8 protein-coding genes and 2 pseudogenes are annotated in these 17,464 nt (G+C 67.5%); 5 read left to right on the plus strand and 5 right to left on the minus strand.

Annotated features, from left to right (window positions below):
* The first annotated feature begins 340 nt into the window (after positions 1-340).
* From ltrA (ACQEXA_RS51790) to ACQEXA_RS51810, 5 genes and pseudogenes are all read left to right on the plus strand, one after another.
* On the plus strand, positions 341-1,597 hold the full coding sequence (ltrA, locus tag ACQEXA_RS51790) for a group II intron reverse transcriptase/maturase (protein ID WP_432920871.1): 1,257 nt from the start codon (positions 341-343) through the stop codon (positions 1,595-1,597).
* Positions 1,598-2,149: 552 nt separating this feature from the next.
* Positions 2,150-2,332, plus strand: coding sequence for a hypothetical protein (locus tag ACQEXA_RS51795; protein WP_433133508.1), 183 nt, complete (start codon positions 2,150-2,152; stop codon positions 2,330-2,332).
* A gap of 43 nt (positions 2,333-2,375) precedes the next feature.
* A complete protein-coding gene (locus ACQEXA_RS51800) occupies positions 2,376-3,638 on the plus strand; it encodes an IS4 family transposase (RefSeq protein WP_433134793.1) in 1,263 nt (420 codons plus the stop codon).
* A gap of 237 nt (positions 3,639-3,875) precedes the next feature.
* The gene (gene ltrA / locus ACQEXA_RS51805) at positions 3,876-4,982 is read left to right on the plus strand and encodes a group II intron reverse transcriptase/maturase (RefSeq protein ID WP_433134794.1); all 1,107 of its coding nucleotides are present in this window, start codon (positions 3,876-3,878) and stop codon (positions 4,980-4,982) included.
* Between the two features lie 72 nt (positions 4,983-5,054).
* Positions 5,055-5,168 (plus strand): annotated as a pseudogene (locus ACQEXA_RS51810) (DNA-binding response regulator); the annotation flags it as partial.
* Positions 5,169-5,748: 580 nt separating this feature from the next.
* On the opposite strand, the gene ACQEXA_RS51815 reads toward ACQEXA_RS51810, so the two are convergent.
* From ACQEXA_RS51815 to yicI, 5 genes and pseudogenes are all read right to left on the minus strand, one after another.
* Positions 5,749-9,027, minus strand: coding sequence for a GH92 family glycosyl hydrolase (locus tag ACQEXA_RS51815; RefSeq protein ID WP_433133510.1), 3,279 nt, complete (start codon positions 9,025-9,027; stop codon positions 5,749-5,751).
* A 683-nt stretch (positions 9,028-9,710) separates the two neighbouring features.
* Positions 9,711-10,190 (minus strand): annotated as a pseudogene (locus tag ACQEXA_RS51820) (cytochrome P450); the annotation flags it as partial.
* A gap of 1,028 nt (positions 10,191-11,218) precedes the next feature.
* A complete protein-coding gene (locus tag ACQEXA_RS51825; protein ID WP_433133512.1) occupies positions 11,219-14,122 on the minus strand; it encodes a glycoside hydrolase family 3 C-terminal domain-containing protein in 2,904 nt (967 codons plus the stop codon).
* 40 nt (positions 14,123-14,162) lie between these two features.
* Positions 14,163-15,173, minus strand: coding sequence for a LacI family DNA-binding transcriptional regulator (locus tag ACQEXA_RS51830; protein ID WP_432922436.1), 1,011 nt, complete (start codon positions 15,171-15,173; stop codon positions 14,163-14,165).
* 31 nt (positions 15,174-15,204) lie between these two features.
* A complete protein-coding gene (gene yicI / locus ACQEXA_RS51835) occupies positions 15,205-17,463 on the minus strand; it encodes an alpha-xylosidase (RefSeq protein WP_433133514.1) in 2,259 nt (752 codons plus the stop codon).
* Position 17,464 lies beyond the last annotated feature (1 nt).

The following is a 17,464-nucleotide window of genomic DNA, read 5'->3' on the forward strand; positions in this document are numbered from 1 at the left end:
ATCAGAACCGGAGATTTGTGGTTGCTCCGGGATAAGTCTGGCGGGAGTCCCGTCTACTGGCCAGGCGGTGTCCGGCACGGAGGCGACGTGAGCCTGATCTGCGGCTCTCGCATGGAACGTGAGAAGGCATGCCCTGATAGTGCCGCTTGAGTCATGCGGGTGGCGAGAGGGAGCGGCCCAAGCGGAAGAACCGTGAGGGTTTGAGTACCGACGCGGGGTGTGCTGGCGGACCGGCTCGTAGTAGTGAGGAACCCTTTGTAATGAAGGGGGAGCGAAGGGGCCGGGTCATCCGTGACTGATTGTTCGTTCGGTCAACCGGAAGTTCTCCGGGAGGAGCTGGGTGGACCAGTTGAAATCATCGGACAAGCCGTTTGAGATCTCGAAGTGGGAGGTTCAGGAGGCGTACGAGAAGGTCAAGGCGAACAAGGGTGCGGCAGGGGTGGACGGGCGCTCCATCGAGGACTTCGAGAAGGATCTGAAGGGTAATCTCTATCGAATCTGGAATCGTCTGTCTTCGGGGAGTTACTTTCCGCCTCCGGTGAAGGGTGTGGAGATCCCGAAGTCGCATGGTGGTGGGGTTCGTTTGCTCGGTGTGCCCACCGTGGCTGACCGAATCGCTCAAACGGTAGTAGCCCGGCGTCTTGAAGAGAAGGTCGAACCGATCTTCCATCAGGACTCCTACGGCTACCGTCCTGGGCGGTCCGCGTTGGATGCGGTCGCGGCGTGCCGGAAACGCTGTTGGAAGTATGACTGGGTGATCGATCTGGACATCCAGAAATTCTTTGACAGCGTGCCATGGGACCTTGTCGTCAAAGCGGTTCGGGCCCACACGGATCTCCCCTGGGTAGTTCTGTATGTGCGGCGGTGGCTTGAGGCGCCGTTGCAACTGCCTGACGGGACCTTGCAGCAGCGCGATCGCGGAACCCCGCAGGGTTCTGCGATTTCGCCTGTTTTGGCTAACCTGTTCATGCATTATGCGTTCGACATGTGGATGGCCCGGGAGTATCCGGGCGTACCGTTCGAACGGTACGCAGACGACGGTGTTGTGCACTGTGTCAGCGAGGGTCAGGCCCGGAAACTACGGGAGGCAATCGCGAACAGGATGCGGGAAGTTGGGTTGCGGCTGCATCCCGACAAGACCAAGATCGTGTACTGCCGGGATGGTAATAAGCGCCGACGTCCGTACGGGCAGACGGAGTTCACCTTCCTGGGGTTCACTTTCCGGGCTCGCAAGGCCATCGACAGGAATGGGGAGAGGTTCACCTCGTTCCTGCCGGCGATCAGCAAGGAATCCTCGAAGAAGATCAGTGGTGAAGTGCGGCAATGGCGGCTTCACCGACAGATCGGCCGGACCTTCGCCGAGCTCGCACGGGCGATCAATCCGATCGTTCGGGGCTGGATGCAGTACTTCGGTGCGTTCTACCGGACGGCGCTGCTTCCCCTCCTGGAGCGCATCAACGCCTACTTGATGCGCTGGATCCGCAAGAAGTTCAAGCGGCTGCGGACCTTCAAGAAGGCCCATGCGTGCTGGCGGCGTATCACCCGTCAGTACCCCAGGCTCTTCGCCCATTGGGCATGGGTTCCCACGTTCTGGTGATCAGGATGACAAGAGCCCGGTGACGGGAGACTGTCACGCCGGGATCTGTGAGGGCCGGGGGGTGAAATTCCCCCCGGCTACTCGACCTCATGCTGCGCTAGCTGAAGACTGCCGTGGTGAACGATGAGGAAAAGGCGCCGGAAAACGGTGTCAGGTGGGGATCGGGAAGGCGAACGCAAGTGAATCGCTGCTGACGTGTCGAAAAGTAGAGTTGACATCAGAACCGGGGTGTCAAGGCAGTCCCGGGAGGAGTCTGGCGGGTGCCCGTTTATTGGCCAGGCGGTGTCCGGCATGCAGGCGGCGCGAGCCCGGTCTGCGGCCTTCGTGCGGAACAGGAGAAGGCGGGCCTGGATACGTCTCCGCTGGTGAGCGGGGAGAAAGGGAGCGTCCTGGACGGTCCGAAGCCGTGAGGGACTGAGTACCGATGCCAGGCACGCCGGCGGACCGGCTCGTAGTAGTGATGAAGCCCCTGTAATGGGGGCGGAGCGAAGGGGCCGGGTCGTTCGTGACTATGTTTATTCGATCAACCGGGTGTTTCCCGGGAGGAGTCGCGTGAACGAGTTGAAAGCATCAGGCAAGCCATTTGATATTTCGAAGCAGTCCGTCTGGGAGGCGTACGTGAAAGTCAGGTCGAACAAGGGCGCTGCGGGTGTGGATGCGGTGTCGATGGAAGAGTTCGAGAAGGATCTGAAGAACAATCTGTACCGGATCTGGAACCAATGCCGCGTAGCGTAAGTTGATCAAGGGCATGGGGTCGCCCTTCGGCTGGGGCGGTAGGTTGCTGATCGTGAGTCAGGGTGGGGGTGCAGGCGGGCGGTTGCCCGAGTGGATCTCGATCGGGCTGCTGGCGGGTTCGGTCCCGCGTGATGTGATCGACGACGCGGTGCGGGCGTTCGGACGGCAGGCCAGACGGTCGGACGGGAAGCTCCCGCCGCATGTGGTGGTGTACCTGGTGATGGCGTTGGCGCTGTTCGCGGACGACGACTACGAAGAGGCCATCACCCGTCTTTCGGAGCCGCTGGAGCGGTGGGGCTGCTGGGACCGGGCCTGGGAGGTGCCCACGACCAGCGCGATCACCCAGGCCCGCAAGCGCCTGGGCTCCGAACCGCTCGCGGAGATCTTCGACCGCATCACCGAGCCGGTCGCGGAGCAGCTCACCCGCGGGGCCTGGCTCGGGCCCCGCCGCCTGGTCTCCATCGACGGCATGGAGTGGGACCTGCCCGACACCGAATCCAACGCCGAGGCGTTCGGCCGCTCCGGGACCGCCGCCAATCCCTCCGCCTTCCCCAAGGCGCGGGTGCTCACCCTGGTCGAGACCGGCTCCCGCGCCCCGATCGGGGCAGCGATCGGGCCGATCGCCGGCAAGCGCGCCGGCGAGCAGACCCTGGCCTTCCAGCTGTTCGAGCGCCTGGAAGAGGACATGCTGCTGCTGGCCGACCGGGGCTTTTTCGGCTTCGAGCAGTGGTGCGCTGCCGCCGGGACCGGCGCGGACCTGCTCTGGCGCGTCGGCGACACGCTCACCCTCCCGCTGGTCGCGGACCTGCCCGACGGCTCCTACCTCTCCCTGGTCTACTCCCCCCGCCTCAACACGGCGGCGCGGGGCCGACTGCTGGAAGACGCCCGCGCCGGGCGGGAGGTCGATCCCGCAGCCGCCCGAGTGGTGCGCGTGGTCGAGTACGAGGTCCCCGACCGCGGCACCGACGCCGAGCGGGAGCTGGTCTGCCTGATCACCACGATCACCGACCACGCGAACGCCCCCGCCCCCCTGCTCGCTCACGCGTACCACCAGCGCTGGGAGCACGAGCAGTCCAACGATGACCTGAAGACCGCCCTACGCGGCCCAGGCCGCATCCTGCGTTCCAAGAGCCCGGACCTCGTCCGGCAGGAGCTGTACGGCTACCTGCTCACCCACTACGCGATCTCCGCCCTGATCTGCCGGGCTGCCACCGAGGCCGACATCGACCCCGACCGGGTCAAATTCACCCGCACCCTGCGCATCGTCCGCCGCCGCGTCGCCGACCCGGCGGCTATTTCCCCCTGAGGACCTGGACGCCGTCCTGGCCAGGGTCCGCGCCGACATCACCCGCAAGAAGAACCTCAACCCCGCCGCCGCCATCGCAGTTACCCCCGTGTCGTCAAGCGCGCCCGGCACAACAGCTACCGCGTCAAGCGTCCTGCCGACACCGGCACCCGCCATCCGGCGCCGCCCACGATCCACCTCGTCAACGCCCGAGCACTCACTCTCACAGCATGATCAACTTACGCTACGTGGCATTGGATCTGGAACCGTCTCTCCTCCGGCACCTATTTCCCACCCCCGGTGCGTGCGGTGGAGATCCCGAAGAAAGGGGGCGTCCGGATTCTGGGCGTGCCCACGATAGGGGATCGTATCGCTCAGACGGTGGTTGCCGGGGTGCTGGAGGCGAAGGCCGAACCGGTCTTCCACCCGGACTCATACGGCTATCGTCCCGGGCGGTCGGCGATCGACGCTGTGGGCCGGTGCCGGGAGCGCTGCTGGAAGGCGGACTGGGTCATCGACCTGGACATCCGCGCGTTCTTCGACAGCGTTCCGTGGGATCTGGTCCTCAAGGCGGTCGCTGCCCACACTGATCCGTCCCAGTCCTGGGTCCTGTTGTACGTGCGGCGCTGGCTGGCCGCACCGCTGCAACTGCCCGACGGGACACGGCGCGAGCGGGACCGGGGGACGCCCCAGGGCTCTTCGGTTTCGCCTGTCCTCGCCAACCTCTTCCTCCACTACGCCTTCGATTCCTGGATGGCGCGGAACTTCCCCGCCATCGGGTTCGAACGCTACGTGGACGACGCGGTGGTCCACTGCGTCAGCGAACGCCAGGCACGCTTCGTGCTCAAGGCGATCGAGAAGCGGATGACCGAGGTGGGGCTTGAACTGCACCCGGAGAAAACCCGGATCGTGTACTGCCAGGATGCCAACCGGCGTGCCTCGTACGAGCAGACCGAGTTCACCTTCCTGGGGTTCACCTTCCGCACACGCTCCGCGGTGCGCAAGGACGGCCGGATGTTCCGGTCGTTCCTCCCCGCCGTCAGCGGGGAGGCCCTGCGCCGTATCAGTTCCGAGGTGCGGTCCTGGCGGCTGCACCACCGCACCAGCCTGACCGAAGCAGACCTCGCACGGTTCATCAACCCGATCATTCGGGGATGGATGGCGTACTACGGGGCCTTCTACCAGTCGGCCCTGTATCCCCTCCTGGAACGCGTCAATGCCTACGTGATGCGGTGGATGCGCAAGAAGTTCAAACGGCTGCGGGGCAGGAAGAAAGCCCAAATGGCGTGGAACCAGGCCGTCTCACGACGACCTCGGTTCTTCGCCCACTGGGCCTGGACCACCCATGCTCCCCGCGTCTGGTGACCAGAGCGACAAGAGCCGTATGACGAGAGATCGTCACGTACGGATCTGTGAGGGCCGAGGGGTGAGAATCCCCTCGGCTACTCGGCGGTCAAGACCCATCTGCTGCGGATCTTCGCAAAACTCGGCGTCGACGACAGGACGGCGGCCGTCACCAGCGCTATGCGCCACGGACTCCTCGACCCATGACCCAGGGCCCCGGGTCACACCCAGGGTCCTGCGCACCGATCAGCCGAGCTTCGACTCCGGCTCCGCCACGGTCTCGTTCACGCCGATCGCTGGCCGTTCTGCTCAGTGCCGGACAACGCCATGACAGCGTTTGCGTACGCCCCCTGCTCGAACGCACCGCGTGCCTCGCGCCGGACGAGAACGGCCAGGCTGCCGCCCCGACTGGCACCTGCGCAAGGTCTTTGTGAAGCTCCGCATCGCCTCCCGCAGACAGATCAGCACCACGCTGCCCCAGGGCGGCACGGTGGGCACGGCCTGAGGCTCCCTCCCCGGCGTCTGTCGTGCCCGAGCGGGAGTCGGTCGGCCTCCGGCAGATTTCGAGTCCGGGTACCGGTTGTCGCGTCCGTTCGGTCGAGCTGCGTGTGCGCGAGCAGCGGCCCTCGGCGTCGCCCCCATGTCAGCGGCACACCGGATGGCCCCTGACGCGTTGCCTCCTCGGATTCAGGTGTTCGGTGGCGGTGGGGCGGGACGACGAAGGCCTGTTCAGCCCTTCACAGAGCTGAACAGGCCTTGCCATGGCCGGAACCGGCCGGATCCGTCGTCAGGCGGTCGCTGCCGCGAAGATGTGGATGATGCCGCCATTCGTCGTGGCGGGCAGTGTCACACTCGCGAGCTGCTTGCCCGCCTGCAGCGCGATGGGCGCGGTGGTGAAGACCTCCGTACCCACCGGGTCCTTGCCGCCACCCTGCACGTCACGGTACGGGGTGTGGATGGCGATCGTGTTGCCGAACGACGGCGTCTGCGAGCCGCCGCCGAGCGTCCAGTCGCTGAAGCCGATTTCGGCCTGCTGGGTGGTGCCGTCGGTGTACGTGAGGGTCGCCGTACCGCTCGCCGCACCTTCCGCCGCACTGCCCAGCAGACTCAGCTTCGTGGCGCCGTCGGCCGACGGTACGGCGAGCACCTGACCGCCCCCGACGACCTCGATGTTGTCGGGTTCACCAGCGGCCGCCGCGGGCCAGGTGAAGTCGAACCCGTTGGAGGAGACCGTGCTTCCCGGCTTCACCCCGGCGGCGGCGAGCGCGGCGGCCGAGTAACTCCAGCCCTCGCCGTCGAAGTTGGCCTGCGGGTTCGCGTCGTCCGCCGAGATACCGTTGCTGTTGACGTTCCACAGCATGCTGTTCTTCGTGGCGACGGTCACCGAGGCGGACGTCTTCGGCAGCGCCGTACCGGACGACGACGTCAGCGTCACCGGGATGGTGTAGAAGCCCTGCTCGGTCCCGGCGGCCGCGGAGACGGAGATCTTCGCGCTGCCGGAACCACCGCTCGGCACCGTGAAGTCACCCTGGGACGGTGTCACCGTGATGCCGGCAGGCGGGGTGGCCGTCCAGTGGACCTGGGTCTCCTGGTCCTGGAGCGCCTGCACCTTGACGGTCGTCGAGACGGCCTCACCGCCGGGCTCGGCCTTGAGCTTCGCCGGGGTGACACCGGTGAAGAACTTCACTCCGCCGCCCGGGAACGACGGCGGGGCATCGACCTTGGCACTGCCCCACGAGGTGTTGGGCTTGGAGCCGAGCGTGTAGTCCAGGGTGCCGCCGCGGGTGACGAACGAGGCGGGGACCCACGACTTGTCGGACTTCTTGCCGTCGGTCTTCAGGCTCTGGACGTAGATGTTGTCCGCCGACGCCGCCGGCGCGTTGACCGTGATGGTCTTGTCGTTCCCGGTGTGGATCACGGCGTGCGGGAACAGCGGCGCGGAGAGCACCATGTCGGCGCGGCCGGGCACCTGTGGGTACATGCCCAGCGCCGAGAAGACGTACCAGGACGACATCGTCCCGGCGTCGTCATTGCCGGGTATGCCGCCGGGGGTGTCGGACCACAGCTGGTCCATCTCCGCGCGGACCGTCTCCTGCGTCTTGTAGGGCGTTCCGAGGTAGTTGTACAGGTACGGCGCATTGATGTCGGGCTCGTTGGTCGGGTCGTAGCGCGTGCCGTCCTTGGCCGAGAAGTCGAAGGCGCCGTCGGGGGTGCGGAAGAAGGAGTCGAGCCGGGTCACCGCCGCGTCGTTGCCGCCCATGGCGCTGGCGAGTCCGGCCACATCGGAGTACACCATCCAGGTGTACCGAGCGCTGGTTCCCTCGACGAATCCACTGCCGGTGCCCGGGGTGAACGTACCCGCCCAGGTGCCGTCGGACTTGCGGTCGCGGATGTAGCCGCCCTGCGGGGTGGCGTTGGGGTCGAAGACGTTGGTCCAGTTGCCGGAGCGGGCCAGGAACTTCTTCTCGTTGGCGTGGTCGCCGGTCTGGCCGGCGAGTGCGGAGATGGCGAAGTCGGCCGCTGCGTCCTCGAGCGTCTCGGCGGCGCCGCCCCAGCAGTGGCAGCCGTCGGAGGGGACGTAGCCGAGGGACAGATACTTGTCCAGGGCCGGGCGTTGACCCACACACTCGACGTTGCAGCCCGCGCTGTCGGAGTCGTTCGCCGTCGGCACGGTCGCGGCGGTCACCAGTGACTTCAAGGCGCCCTTGACGTCGAAGTCATGACCGCCGAAGGCGTAGATCGAGGCGAGTGCCGCGTCCGACGGGTCGCCGGACATCACGCTCGTCTTGCCGTTCTCCAGCAGCCAGCGGTCCCACTCGCCGCCACGCTGATTCGCGTAGTTGAACAGGGACTGCGCGTAGTCGCTGCCGGCCTTCGGGTTCAGCAAAGTCATCAACTGCACCTGGGCGCGGTACTGGTCCCAGCCGGAGAACGTGCCGTACTGCGCCTTCTGACCCTTGGCCAGCTCGTGAGGCTTGCGGTCGGCGCCCAGGTAGCGGCCGTCGACGTCACTGGTCAGGGTCGGCTCCAGCATCGAGTGATAGAGCGCGGTGTAGAAGGTGGAGCGCTGGGCGTCGGTGCCGCCACCCACCTCGATCTTGCTCAGCGCCTGCTTCCAGGCCGAGGCGGCCTGGGACTTGACGGAGCTGAACGACTTGGCGGGCGGGTTCTCGGTACGGAGGTTGGCCTCCGCGTTCTGCGGACTGACGTAGGAGATGGCCACCTTCGCCTGGACCTCGGTGGTGCCGCTCGGGAACGTGATGTACGCGCCCGAGCCCTTGCCGGCCACCGGGTTGCCGGACGAGTTGAAGCCCGTACCGCCCTGGGCAGAGGTGGAACCCGCCTGCACGGTTCCGTCGGTCCAGGTGCCGACCTTGGCGAACGGCGTGTCGAAGTGCGCCGTGAAGTACAGCGTGTAGAGGTCCTTGCGGTTGTTCGCGCTCTGCGGGCCGCAGAAGTTGCCCGCGCTGACCGAACCGGTGACGGTCTTGTCGGCGGCGTTCACCCGTACATCGGCGGCGGTGCTGCCGCTCTCGGAGTTGGAGGTACGGAACAGCATGCTGGCGGGCTTGTCGGACGGGAAGCCGAACCGACCCGAGCCGGTACGGGCGGTGGCCGTCAGCTCGGCGGAAGCACCGCTGTCGAGGCCGACCTTGTAGTAGCCGGCTGATGCGGTCTCATTGGCATGGGAGAAGGTGCTGGCGTACTTGGAGTCGGAGGTGTCGGCTGTGGGCGAGGAGTCGACGTCGCCCACGTACGGCATGATCGGGATGTCGCCGTTGGCTCCGGAGCATCCGACGCCGTTGAGATGCGTGAGGCTGAAGCCCCGGATCTTTGTCGCGTTGTACTGGTAACCGCCCGGAGCGGGTGTCGAGGTCTGACTGCCGCGGGAGTTCTGCGGGCTCCAGGCCAGCATGCCGAACGGCTGAACGGCACCGGGATAGGTGTTGCCCGCGTTGGACGAGCCGATCAGGGGGTTGACGTAGGAGACGGGATCCTTGACCTCGCCCCGGCCCGGCGTCGCCGAGGCGGGCGTGACGGTCAAGGCCATCGCCAGGGCGGCCATGGTGGCCGCCGCGACGGATCCGAGAGCTCGTCGTCTATGACGAGCCCGGCCCTCCACATGAGTCTGACGAACCAATGAGCCTGACACCGCTTCTGCCCTTCGTGTCTGATGGAAAGTCAGGACGCACCAGGAGCACGCGCGTCCGCTCTCCGTTCCGAACTACTGCCGACAACGTTGTCAATGAACGCGAGGATGCTCCCCCCGTATTCGGGCGGTGTCAAGGGTGCCGAAATCCCGTGTTCAGCGCTGCCGTTGTCGAAGATCGCATCCGCGCTGGTGGGGGCTGGTGTGCCGAGTTCGAAGAAAGGCGCGCGTGGAGCCGGGGGAGGGCTGGTCGGTCGGGCCCGCCGGGTCGACCACCACGACTCGCGTCAGGTCGCCCTCATGGGGAGGGAGGTTGCGGGGTTCGGGCCCTGTGGGTGAGGTCGCCGGGCGCCGTGATGCTGCCATGCCTCGCCGACGCGCCGACAATGCTTGTCGCCGTCGTGACATGTCGCCGATGTGACTCGTGATGCCGTACTGGCCGCGGAAGCCCCAGAGTTGACGTGGCGCCCTTCCATCTGGATGCGTGGTCTGACCTCGTTTCCGGTGCAATTCACGCCGCAAGTGCGGTAGCCATGCCCTCCGCGTGCCGGGCCGGATCCCCGGGCGCGCGGAGGCAGCGGCTCATCAAGGAGGCACCGTCAACCGGTGGCCGGCGTGAAAGACACCGGCAGCGCCTTCGGGCCACGAGTGAAGACTCCCTGCTCGACCGGGTCGAAACCGTCGGCGAGACGGAGGTCGGGCATGGCATCCAGCAACTGATACACGCCCACCTCAACCTCGGCCTTGGCCGGCAGCGCGCCTACACAGAAGTGCCGACCCAGCGCGAAGGCGAGGGGGTCGGCGGCGGCCGAGAACGCCGAGGTCGTAGTGAGGTCCTCGCGGAAGATGTCGAACGTGTCAGGGTCGCGGAAGCGCTGTTTGTCCCGGTTGGCGGCGCCGATGAGGCAGGTGACGGTGGCGCCGGCAGGGATGGTGCCACCGGTGCGCTCGACGTCGGTCGCCGACTGCCGCATGATCATGTGGACCGGCGGGGTGTGGCGGAGGGTCTCCGCGAAGGCGGCGGGGATCAGGTTCCGGTCCGCGTGGACTGCCGCCAACTGGTCGGGGTTGACCAGCAGGAGGCCAGTGGAGCTCTTGCGAACGGCGGACTGAGCGTCGAGTAGCTGCGCGAAGCGGTCCTCCACCTGCACTACTACGTCGGTTGGGGCAATGGGGCGAGCCACTTGGAAGGCGTGGAGGCGGCCATTGCCGCCCATGCCGCATCCAACGACTCTGCCGCCTCATTGGCGATCTCCACGGCTCATGTACCAGGACAGCGTACTTCCTACTCGAATCACGAGAGAGCCGGCCACCGGGCGCAGCAGCCGCCAGGGATGCAGTCGAGGCCTTCCAGTGGATTCGGCGCCAGCAGCAGTGGCCCTCGGAGTCCCCGGGTTTCGGTGAGCAGCGCAAGGTGGTTGAGCCGCCCCGGTGGCACGGGGGAGACCACAGGGCACCATGGCGAGGCGCCTGGCAGGTCACCTGCCCTGCCACCGGCCCAGCGCCTGATACGCCGTTTTGACCGGGTCTTCCGGTGGATCCTCAGGAGATATCTGGCAGACGAAGGCTCGGGGGAGCTGGCACGTGCTGCGTGGATGAGTGAGGTCGGACCGAACGTGGCTGTGCGCCTCTGCGGTTACCGCCGTTATTACTCCGGCAGGATGACTAGGAGAGGGGGCACCGCGGCTTCCACCACACGTTCCGCGACCCAGGCCGGCGCCCCTCACGGGCGCCGGCGGCTCTGGCCGGGTCAATCGAGACTGCCTTCCTTGCAGACGCGTTGGACCACCTCGCCGAGTTTGACGTCGTTTTCCTGGGAGTAGCGGCGCAGCACGGCTGCTTCGGCGCGAGTGATCACGGCCCATTACACTGGCCTGCGGATCGGGCAGGTTTGTGAGCCTGCGCCCGAACTCGGCAGGGAACGCCGCCGTGGAGACGTACAGCATCACCGGCATGGGACACGGGTAGCCGGTTGATCCGGGCAGCGGGACCGAGCAGTGCGGGACGGCCGGTTCCTGCATCCTCGATGTGAACCTGTGTGCCGCCGTACCGGCTCGGGCGGGCCTGGGGCCTCGGCTGAGCCGGTACGCGATCGACACCGTGCCCGTCAGCGCAGGCTGAACGTCGACAGGCGAAGGCTGCCGCTCAGGACCAGGTACACGTCCCGGCGGCCCTTCGTCACGGCCGTCAGGGGGGCCGTCACCGTCTCGTACGTGTACGGGGACGACGTGCCGTCGAAGTGGGCCGTACCGGCCAACGTGCCGGTGGGAGAGCCGAGGCGCACCTCCAGCGTGCCGGAGGCTCCCGCCAGACGGGTGCTCAGCGTGGACGTGCCCGGGTCGAGCCGCGTGTCCGCGAACTTCAGCCACGCCCGGTCGGCCGTCGCGGCCACCGCCGTTCCGCGCGCTTTCGACTCGTCCACCAGGCTGATCGCGTCGTAGTCGTCGAAGTTCTCGGCGCGGGTCACCTTCGACAGGTCACGGGGCGGGATCGTCTCGCCCCGGACCGTCAACGACGTACGCGCGCGGATGTCCGCCGACGACGCGCCCGCCATCACGTCGTACGTCCCTTTCTCCACCACCCACTTCGAGCGGGTGACGTCCCAGTGCGCCAGATCCGAAGTCCGCAGCTTCAGCCGTACCGTCCTCGTCTCGCCTGGCTTCAGCGGCACCCGCGCGTACGCTTTGAGCTGCTTCAGCGGCTGCTTGTCACGCGACACCCGCTGATGGACGTACAGCTGCACGATCTCGTCGCCCGCCCGGCTGCCCGTGTTCGTCACCGACACCTCGTACCCGTTGTCGACCCGCCTCAGCTCGCCGTAGCGGAAGCTCGTGTACGACAGTCCGTACCCGAACGGGTACAGCGGCTGCCCCTTGAAGTACTCGTATGTGCGGTCGGCCTTGATGATGTCGTAGTCCAGGATGGGCGGGAGGTCGGACTCCGACCTGTACCAGGTCTGCGTCAAGCGGCCCGCCGGGTTGGCGTCGCCGTAGAGTACGTCGGCCAGTGCGTTGCCCGTCTCCTGGCCCGCGTGCGTGGTCCACAGCAGGGCCGGGACCTCCTTCTGCACTGAGCCGAGAGTCGTGGGGTAGCTGTTCTCGACGACCACCACCGTCCGAGGGTTGGCCCGGTGGACCGCCTTGACCAGGGCCTCCTGCGACGGGGCAAGCCCCATGTCCGTGCGGTCGTGTGCCTCGCGCCCGTTGATCGAGGGCATCGATCCCACGACCACCACCGCCGTGTCCTTGCCCTTGACTGCGACGACCGCCTCGTCGAGGCCATTGCGCACGACGTCCTTCGTGTAGTGCGCGGCCTTGTCCTTGTCGACCAGGCCGAGCGTGCCGTCGTCGCCGGTCGGGCCGAGGTAGACCGGGTTCGACCACCAAGACTCGCCGGTCTCGTAGCCCGCGTACCGCAGCAGGTACGTCCCGTCGTCTTGCCGTTCCAGCTTGAACTGCTGCTGCACGAACCAGCCGTTCGGCTGCGTCTGGTCGTTGACGAATTTCGACCCGTTGTAGCCGACGTACTGTCCGTTGGCGGCCGAGCGGAGTGTGACGACGCCCGATCCCCAGTCGAACACGTCGAACTGAGAACCCGGCCCCGAGTCCGCAGTCTCCTTCAGGGCGGCGCCAGCGTCGCCCGTCCCCGCCGTGACGTACTTCCCGGTCGCCGTGTCCTTCAGCGCGATCCGGTCCACGCCCTCGCTGCTCGCCACGGAGGTGCCGAGCTTCGACGTGATGCCGTCCCTGGGTGTCACCGCGTACGGGAGAGTGCCGGAGTACCAGTCCGTGTACAGGGTGTCGGCCAGCGGGCCGACCACGACCGCGCTACCGGACTTCCTCAGCGGCAGCGCGCCGTCGTTCTTCAGCAGTACCGCAGCCTCGGTGGCCGCCTCGCGCGCCAGCTTCCGGTGGGCCGGGCTGTCGATGACGGACGCGTCGATGGATCCGTACGTGCCGCCGCCCGGGTCGAACTCGCCGAGCCGGACGCGGACGCTCAGTACATGCCCCACGACCTCGTCGACGTCCGACTCCTTCAACAGGCCCGTGGACAATGCCGACTTGATCGCGGTCGTCGTCGGTCCGGAGTCCGTGTCGTTGTCCGTGAAGCTGTCGATGCCCGCCTTCAGGGCGGCGGCGTCCGCCTCGGCCTGCGTGCCGTAGTACTTCTGGCTGCCGACCAGATTGCCCGGCGCAAAGGCGTCGGTGACGTCCAGCAGGTCCTGCGAGGTCCAGGTGCGCACGGTGTCGTCCAGGGCGGGGTTGACCGTGTCCGGGCGGCCGTTGACGAGGTTGTACGACGACATCACCCCGGTGGCCGCGTCCGCCTCGATCGCCGGCTTGAAGGCCTGCTCGTCGTACTCCTTCAGCGCGCGTGGGCGCAGCTCGGAGGACGTGGTGTCGCGCTGGATCTCGTTGTTGTTGGCGAGGAAGTGCTTCAGCGTCGGAGCTGTCTTCAGGTGGTTCGGGTCGCCGCCGGCCAGGCCGGTGCCGTATGCCGTGGAGATCGAGCCGGTGAGGTAGGGGTCCTCGGAGTACCCCTCCTCGTTGCGGCCCCAGCGCGGGTCGCGCAGCAGGTTCACCACGGGCGCCCACAGGTTGAGGCCCCAGCCGGCCGGGCGTTGCTGCTGGAAGCCGCGCGCCTCGTCGCCGACCGCCGAGCCGACCTGCCGGATCAGGGCCGGGTCCCAGGTGGAGGCGAGCCCGATCGCCTGCGGGAACACGGTGGCTTTGCCGAGCCAGGCCACGCCGTGCAGGGCCTCGGTGCCGGTGCGGAACGACTGGATGCCGAGGCGCGGGATCGCCGGCTCGTACTGATGGAGGAGGGAGATCTTCTCGTCGAGTGTCAGACGGGAGAGCAGGTCGTCGACGCGCTTGTCGACGGGGAGGTTCGGGTTGCGGAAGGGGTACGTGGGGCCGTCCGCACCGGCCGGGACGGCGGCCGAGAGGCCGGCTACGAGGGCGAGCGCGACGGCGAGCGTGGTTCTCCTTCTTCTCTTGCCTTTCTGCATGTCACGGCTCCTTCGGTGAGTGCCTTGCACATGAGGAACTTCAGGGCGCTTTGCGCGGCGCCGTGCTCGCGCGTTCCGTCAGCCGGGGCGGCAGGAGCGTCGCCTCGGGTACGGCCGTGCCGTCCAGCTTCTTCATCAGCAGCTCCACGGCCCGCGCGCCCAGCTCGGCGGACGGCAGGGCGACCGAGGTGACGGGGACGCGGAGGGACTCGGCGAGTTCGTCGGGGCAGATGGCGGTGATGGACAGGTCGCCGGGGACCCGCAGACCGAGCTGCTCGAAGGCGTCGATCAGCGGCTCCAGAACCGCCTCGTTGTGCACGACGACCCCGGTCAACTCCGGTTGTTGGTAAAGTAGTTGCTCGGCGACCCGGCGGGCGGCGGCAGGCGAGGCCTCGCACGGGTGGATGGACGAGGTGAGCCCGTTGCGGTCGGCGGCGGCCGTGAATCCCTGCACCACCTGCTGGGCGAACGCCGTCTCCCGCACATAGACCTCGGGCGGCGACCCGACCAGCGCGACGACCCGGTGCCCGAGTCCGGCCAGCCGATCCACGCACCGCTCGCCGGCCGCCTTGAAGTCGAGGTCGATACAGGTCAGGCCCGCCGGGTCCTGGGGGAACCCGATCATCACGGAGGGCCGGTCCAGGGTGCGCAGCAGCGGCAGCCGAGGGTCGTGGAGTTGTACGTCCATGACGATCAACGCGTCCACGAGCGCGGTGTCCGCGACCCTGCGCAGCCCTTCCTCGCCCTCCTCCTGGGTGAGCAGCAGCACGTCGTGGTCGTGCGTCCGTGCCGTGGTCACCACCGACACCGCGAACTGCATCACCACCGGGACGTGGATCCCGGACCGCAGCGGGATCACCAGCGCCAGTACGTTCGACCTGCTGCTGGCCAGCGCCCGGGCGCCGGCGTGCGGGCGGTAGCCCAGCTCGCGGATGGACACCTCGATGCGCTGCCGGGTCTCCTCGGAGATCGGGCGTTTGCCGCTCAGGGCGTACGAGACGGTGCTGGGGGAGACACCCGCGTGCCGCGCCACGTCCGTGATCTTCACCATGGTCAGTCCAGCTCCAGTGGGGGAGGAAACATCACTCCGACTCCAACTCCAGCGACAGGAATCCGGTGCCCGCAGCCGCCCGCGCGATCCGCTCCCCGGCGGCCAGAGCCCAGGGAGTCGCCGGATCACTGCTGGAGGCCCGCAGTGTGTCCCCCTCCCGGACGACGGTGAAGGTCACGTCCCCCACCGGCACCGTCACCCGCGCCCCGCGCTCGAGGCCGTAGGCGCACAGGGTGACCCCGTCGGCGTACGGATAGTCGGGCCGGTCGTCCACCGCGCCCACCGGGATCACCGCACCCGGTCTGACCAGCAGCGGAACGCTGGAGAACCCGTGTTGCTCGCGCACCCAGCGCGGCCCGGTCACCCTCTGCCCGCTCAGGTAGTGGGTCCAGGTGCCCTCGGGCACGTAGTACGAGATGTCCCCGTCGTCGCTGAAGACCGGCGCGACCAGCAGATCGGGACCGAGCATGTACTGCCGCTCCAGATGCGCGCAGCCGGGGTCGTCCGGGAACTCCAGTACCATCGCCCGCATCATCGGCACACCCTCCGCGTGAGCGGTGCGGGCAACCTCGTACAGGTACGGCATGAGCCGCAGCTTCAGCCGGGTGAAGAGCCTCAGGACGTCCACGGCCTCCTCGTCGAACAGCCACGGCACCCGGTACGACGACGAGCCGTGCAGTCTGCTGTGCGAGGAGAGCAACCCGAAGGCGAGCCACCGCTTGAACAACGCCGCGGACGGGGTGCCCTCGAAGCCCCCGATGTCATGGCTCCAGAACCCGAAACCAGACATACCGAGGCTGAGGCCGCCGCGCAGCGACTCGGCCATCGACTCGTACGTGGCCTCGCAGTCACCGCCCCAGTGCACCGGGAAGCCCTGGCTCCCGGCCGTGGCCGAGCGCGCGAACACGACAGCCTCTTGCTCGCCGCGGTGCTTGCGCAGTACCTCGAAGACGGTGCGGTTGTAGAGGTACGTGTAGTAGTTGTGCATCCGCTCGGGGTCCGAGCCGTCCGCGTACGCCACGTCGACCGGGATCCGCTCGCCGAAGTCGGTCTTGAAGCAGTCGACGCCCTGCGCGAGCAGTGCCTCCAGCTTGGAGGCGTACCAGTCGCGGGCGGCCGGGCTGGTGAAGTCGACGAGCGCCATGCCGGGCTGCCACAGGTCCCACTGCCACACACTCCCGTCGGGCTTTTTGAGCAGATGGCCCAGGGCCTTGCCCTCGGCGAAGAGCGGCGAGCGCTGCGCGATGTACGGATTGATCCAGACGCAGATGTGCAGGCCCTTGTCCTTCAGCCGGGCCAGCATGCCCTCCGGATCGGGAAAGACCCGCGGATCCCACTGGAAGTCGCACCAGTTGAACTCCCGCATCCAGAAGCAGTCGAAGTGGAAGACCGAGAGCGGAAGTTCGCGCTCCTTCATGCCGTCGATGAAGGAGGTGACGGTGGCCTCGTCGTACGAGGTGGTAAAGGACGTCGACAGCCACAGACCGAAGGACCAGGCGGGCGGGAGCGCCGGGCGGCCGGTGAGGGCCGTGTACTTGCGCAGGATGTCCTTCGGGGTGGGGCCGTAGATGACGTAGTACGTCAACTGCTGGCTCTCCACGCTGAACTGGACCCGGGACACCGCCTCCGAGCCGACCTCGAACGACACCTTGCCCGGGTGATCGACGAAGACGCCGTAGCCCGCGTCAGTCAGGAAGAAGGGGACGTTCTTGTAGGCCTGTTCGGTCGCCGTGCCGCCGTCGGCGTTCCACATGTCGACGACCTGACCGTTCTTGACAAGCGGCCCGAATCGCTCGCCGAGGCCGTACACCGAGGTACCGACGCGAAGATCCAGTTGCTCGCGCAGGTAGTGGGCACCGGTCGCGTCGCGCATGATGCCCATGCCCTTGCGACCGCTGGTGGTGAGAGTGCGGCCGTGGGCGAGGAAGTCGACGTGCCAGGGTCCGGAGCGGGCGACGCGCACGGACAGGGCGCCCGCGGTGACTGTGGCCTGCTCGTCGTCGTACTCCACCTGCGGCGTGAAGTCGTCCTCCCGCCGCACTTCGAACCGCGGCCCCCGGGGCTGCTCACCCTCGAAGTGCGTGAAGGTGACGCCGATGACGTCCGGCGTCGGCGCGTGTGCGCTGATCGTCACGACCGGTCCCTTCAGCAGGTCGCCGCGGTGGCGGATGGGCTGGGTCGGCGCGTGGATCTCCAGGGCCCCCGGAGAGGCGGTGACGTCCAGGACCTCGACCGGGTGGGCCGCGGTGACGCCTTCGCGCAGCAGCCAGTAGCCGTCGGTGAACTTCAAG

The sequence above is a fragment of the Streptomyces sp. CA-106110 genome (assembly GCF_050936285.1).
GTDB lineage: Bacteria > Actinomycetota > Actinomycetes > Streptomycetales > Streptomycetaceae > Streptomyces.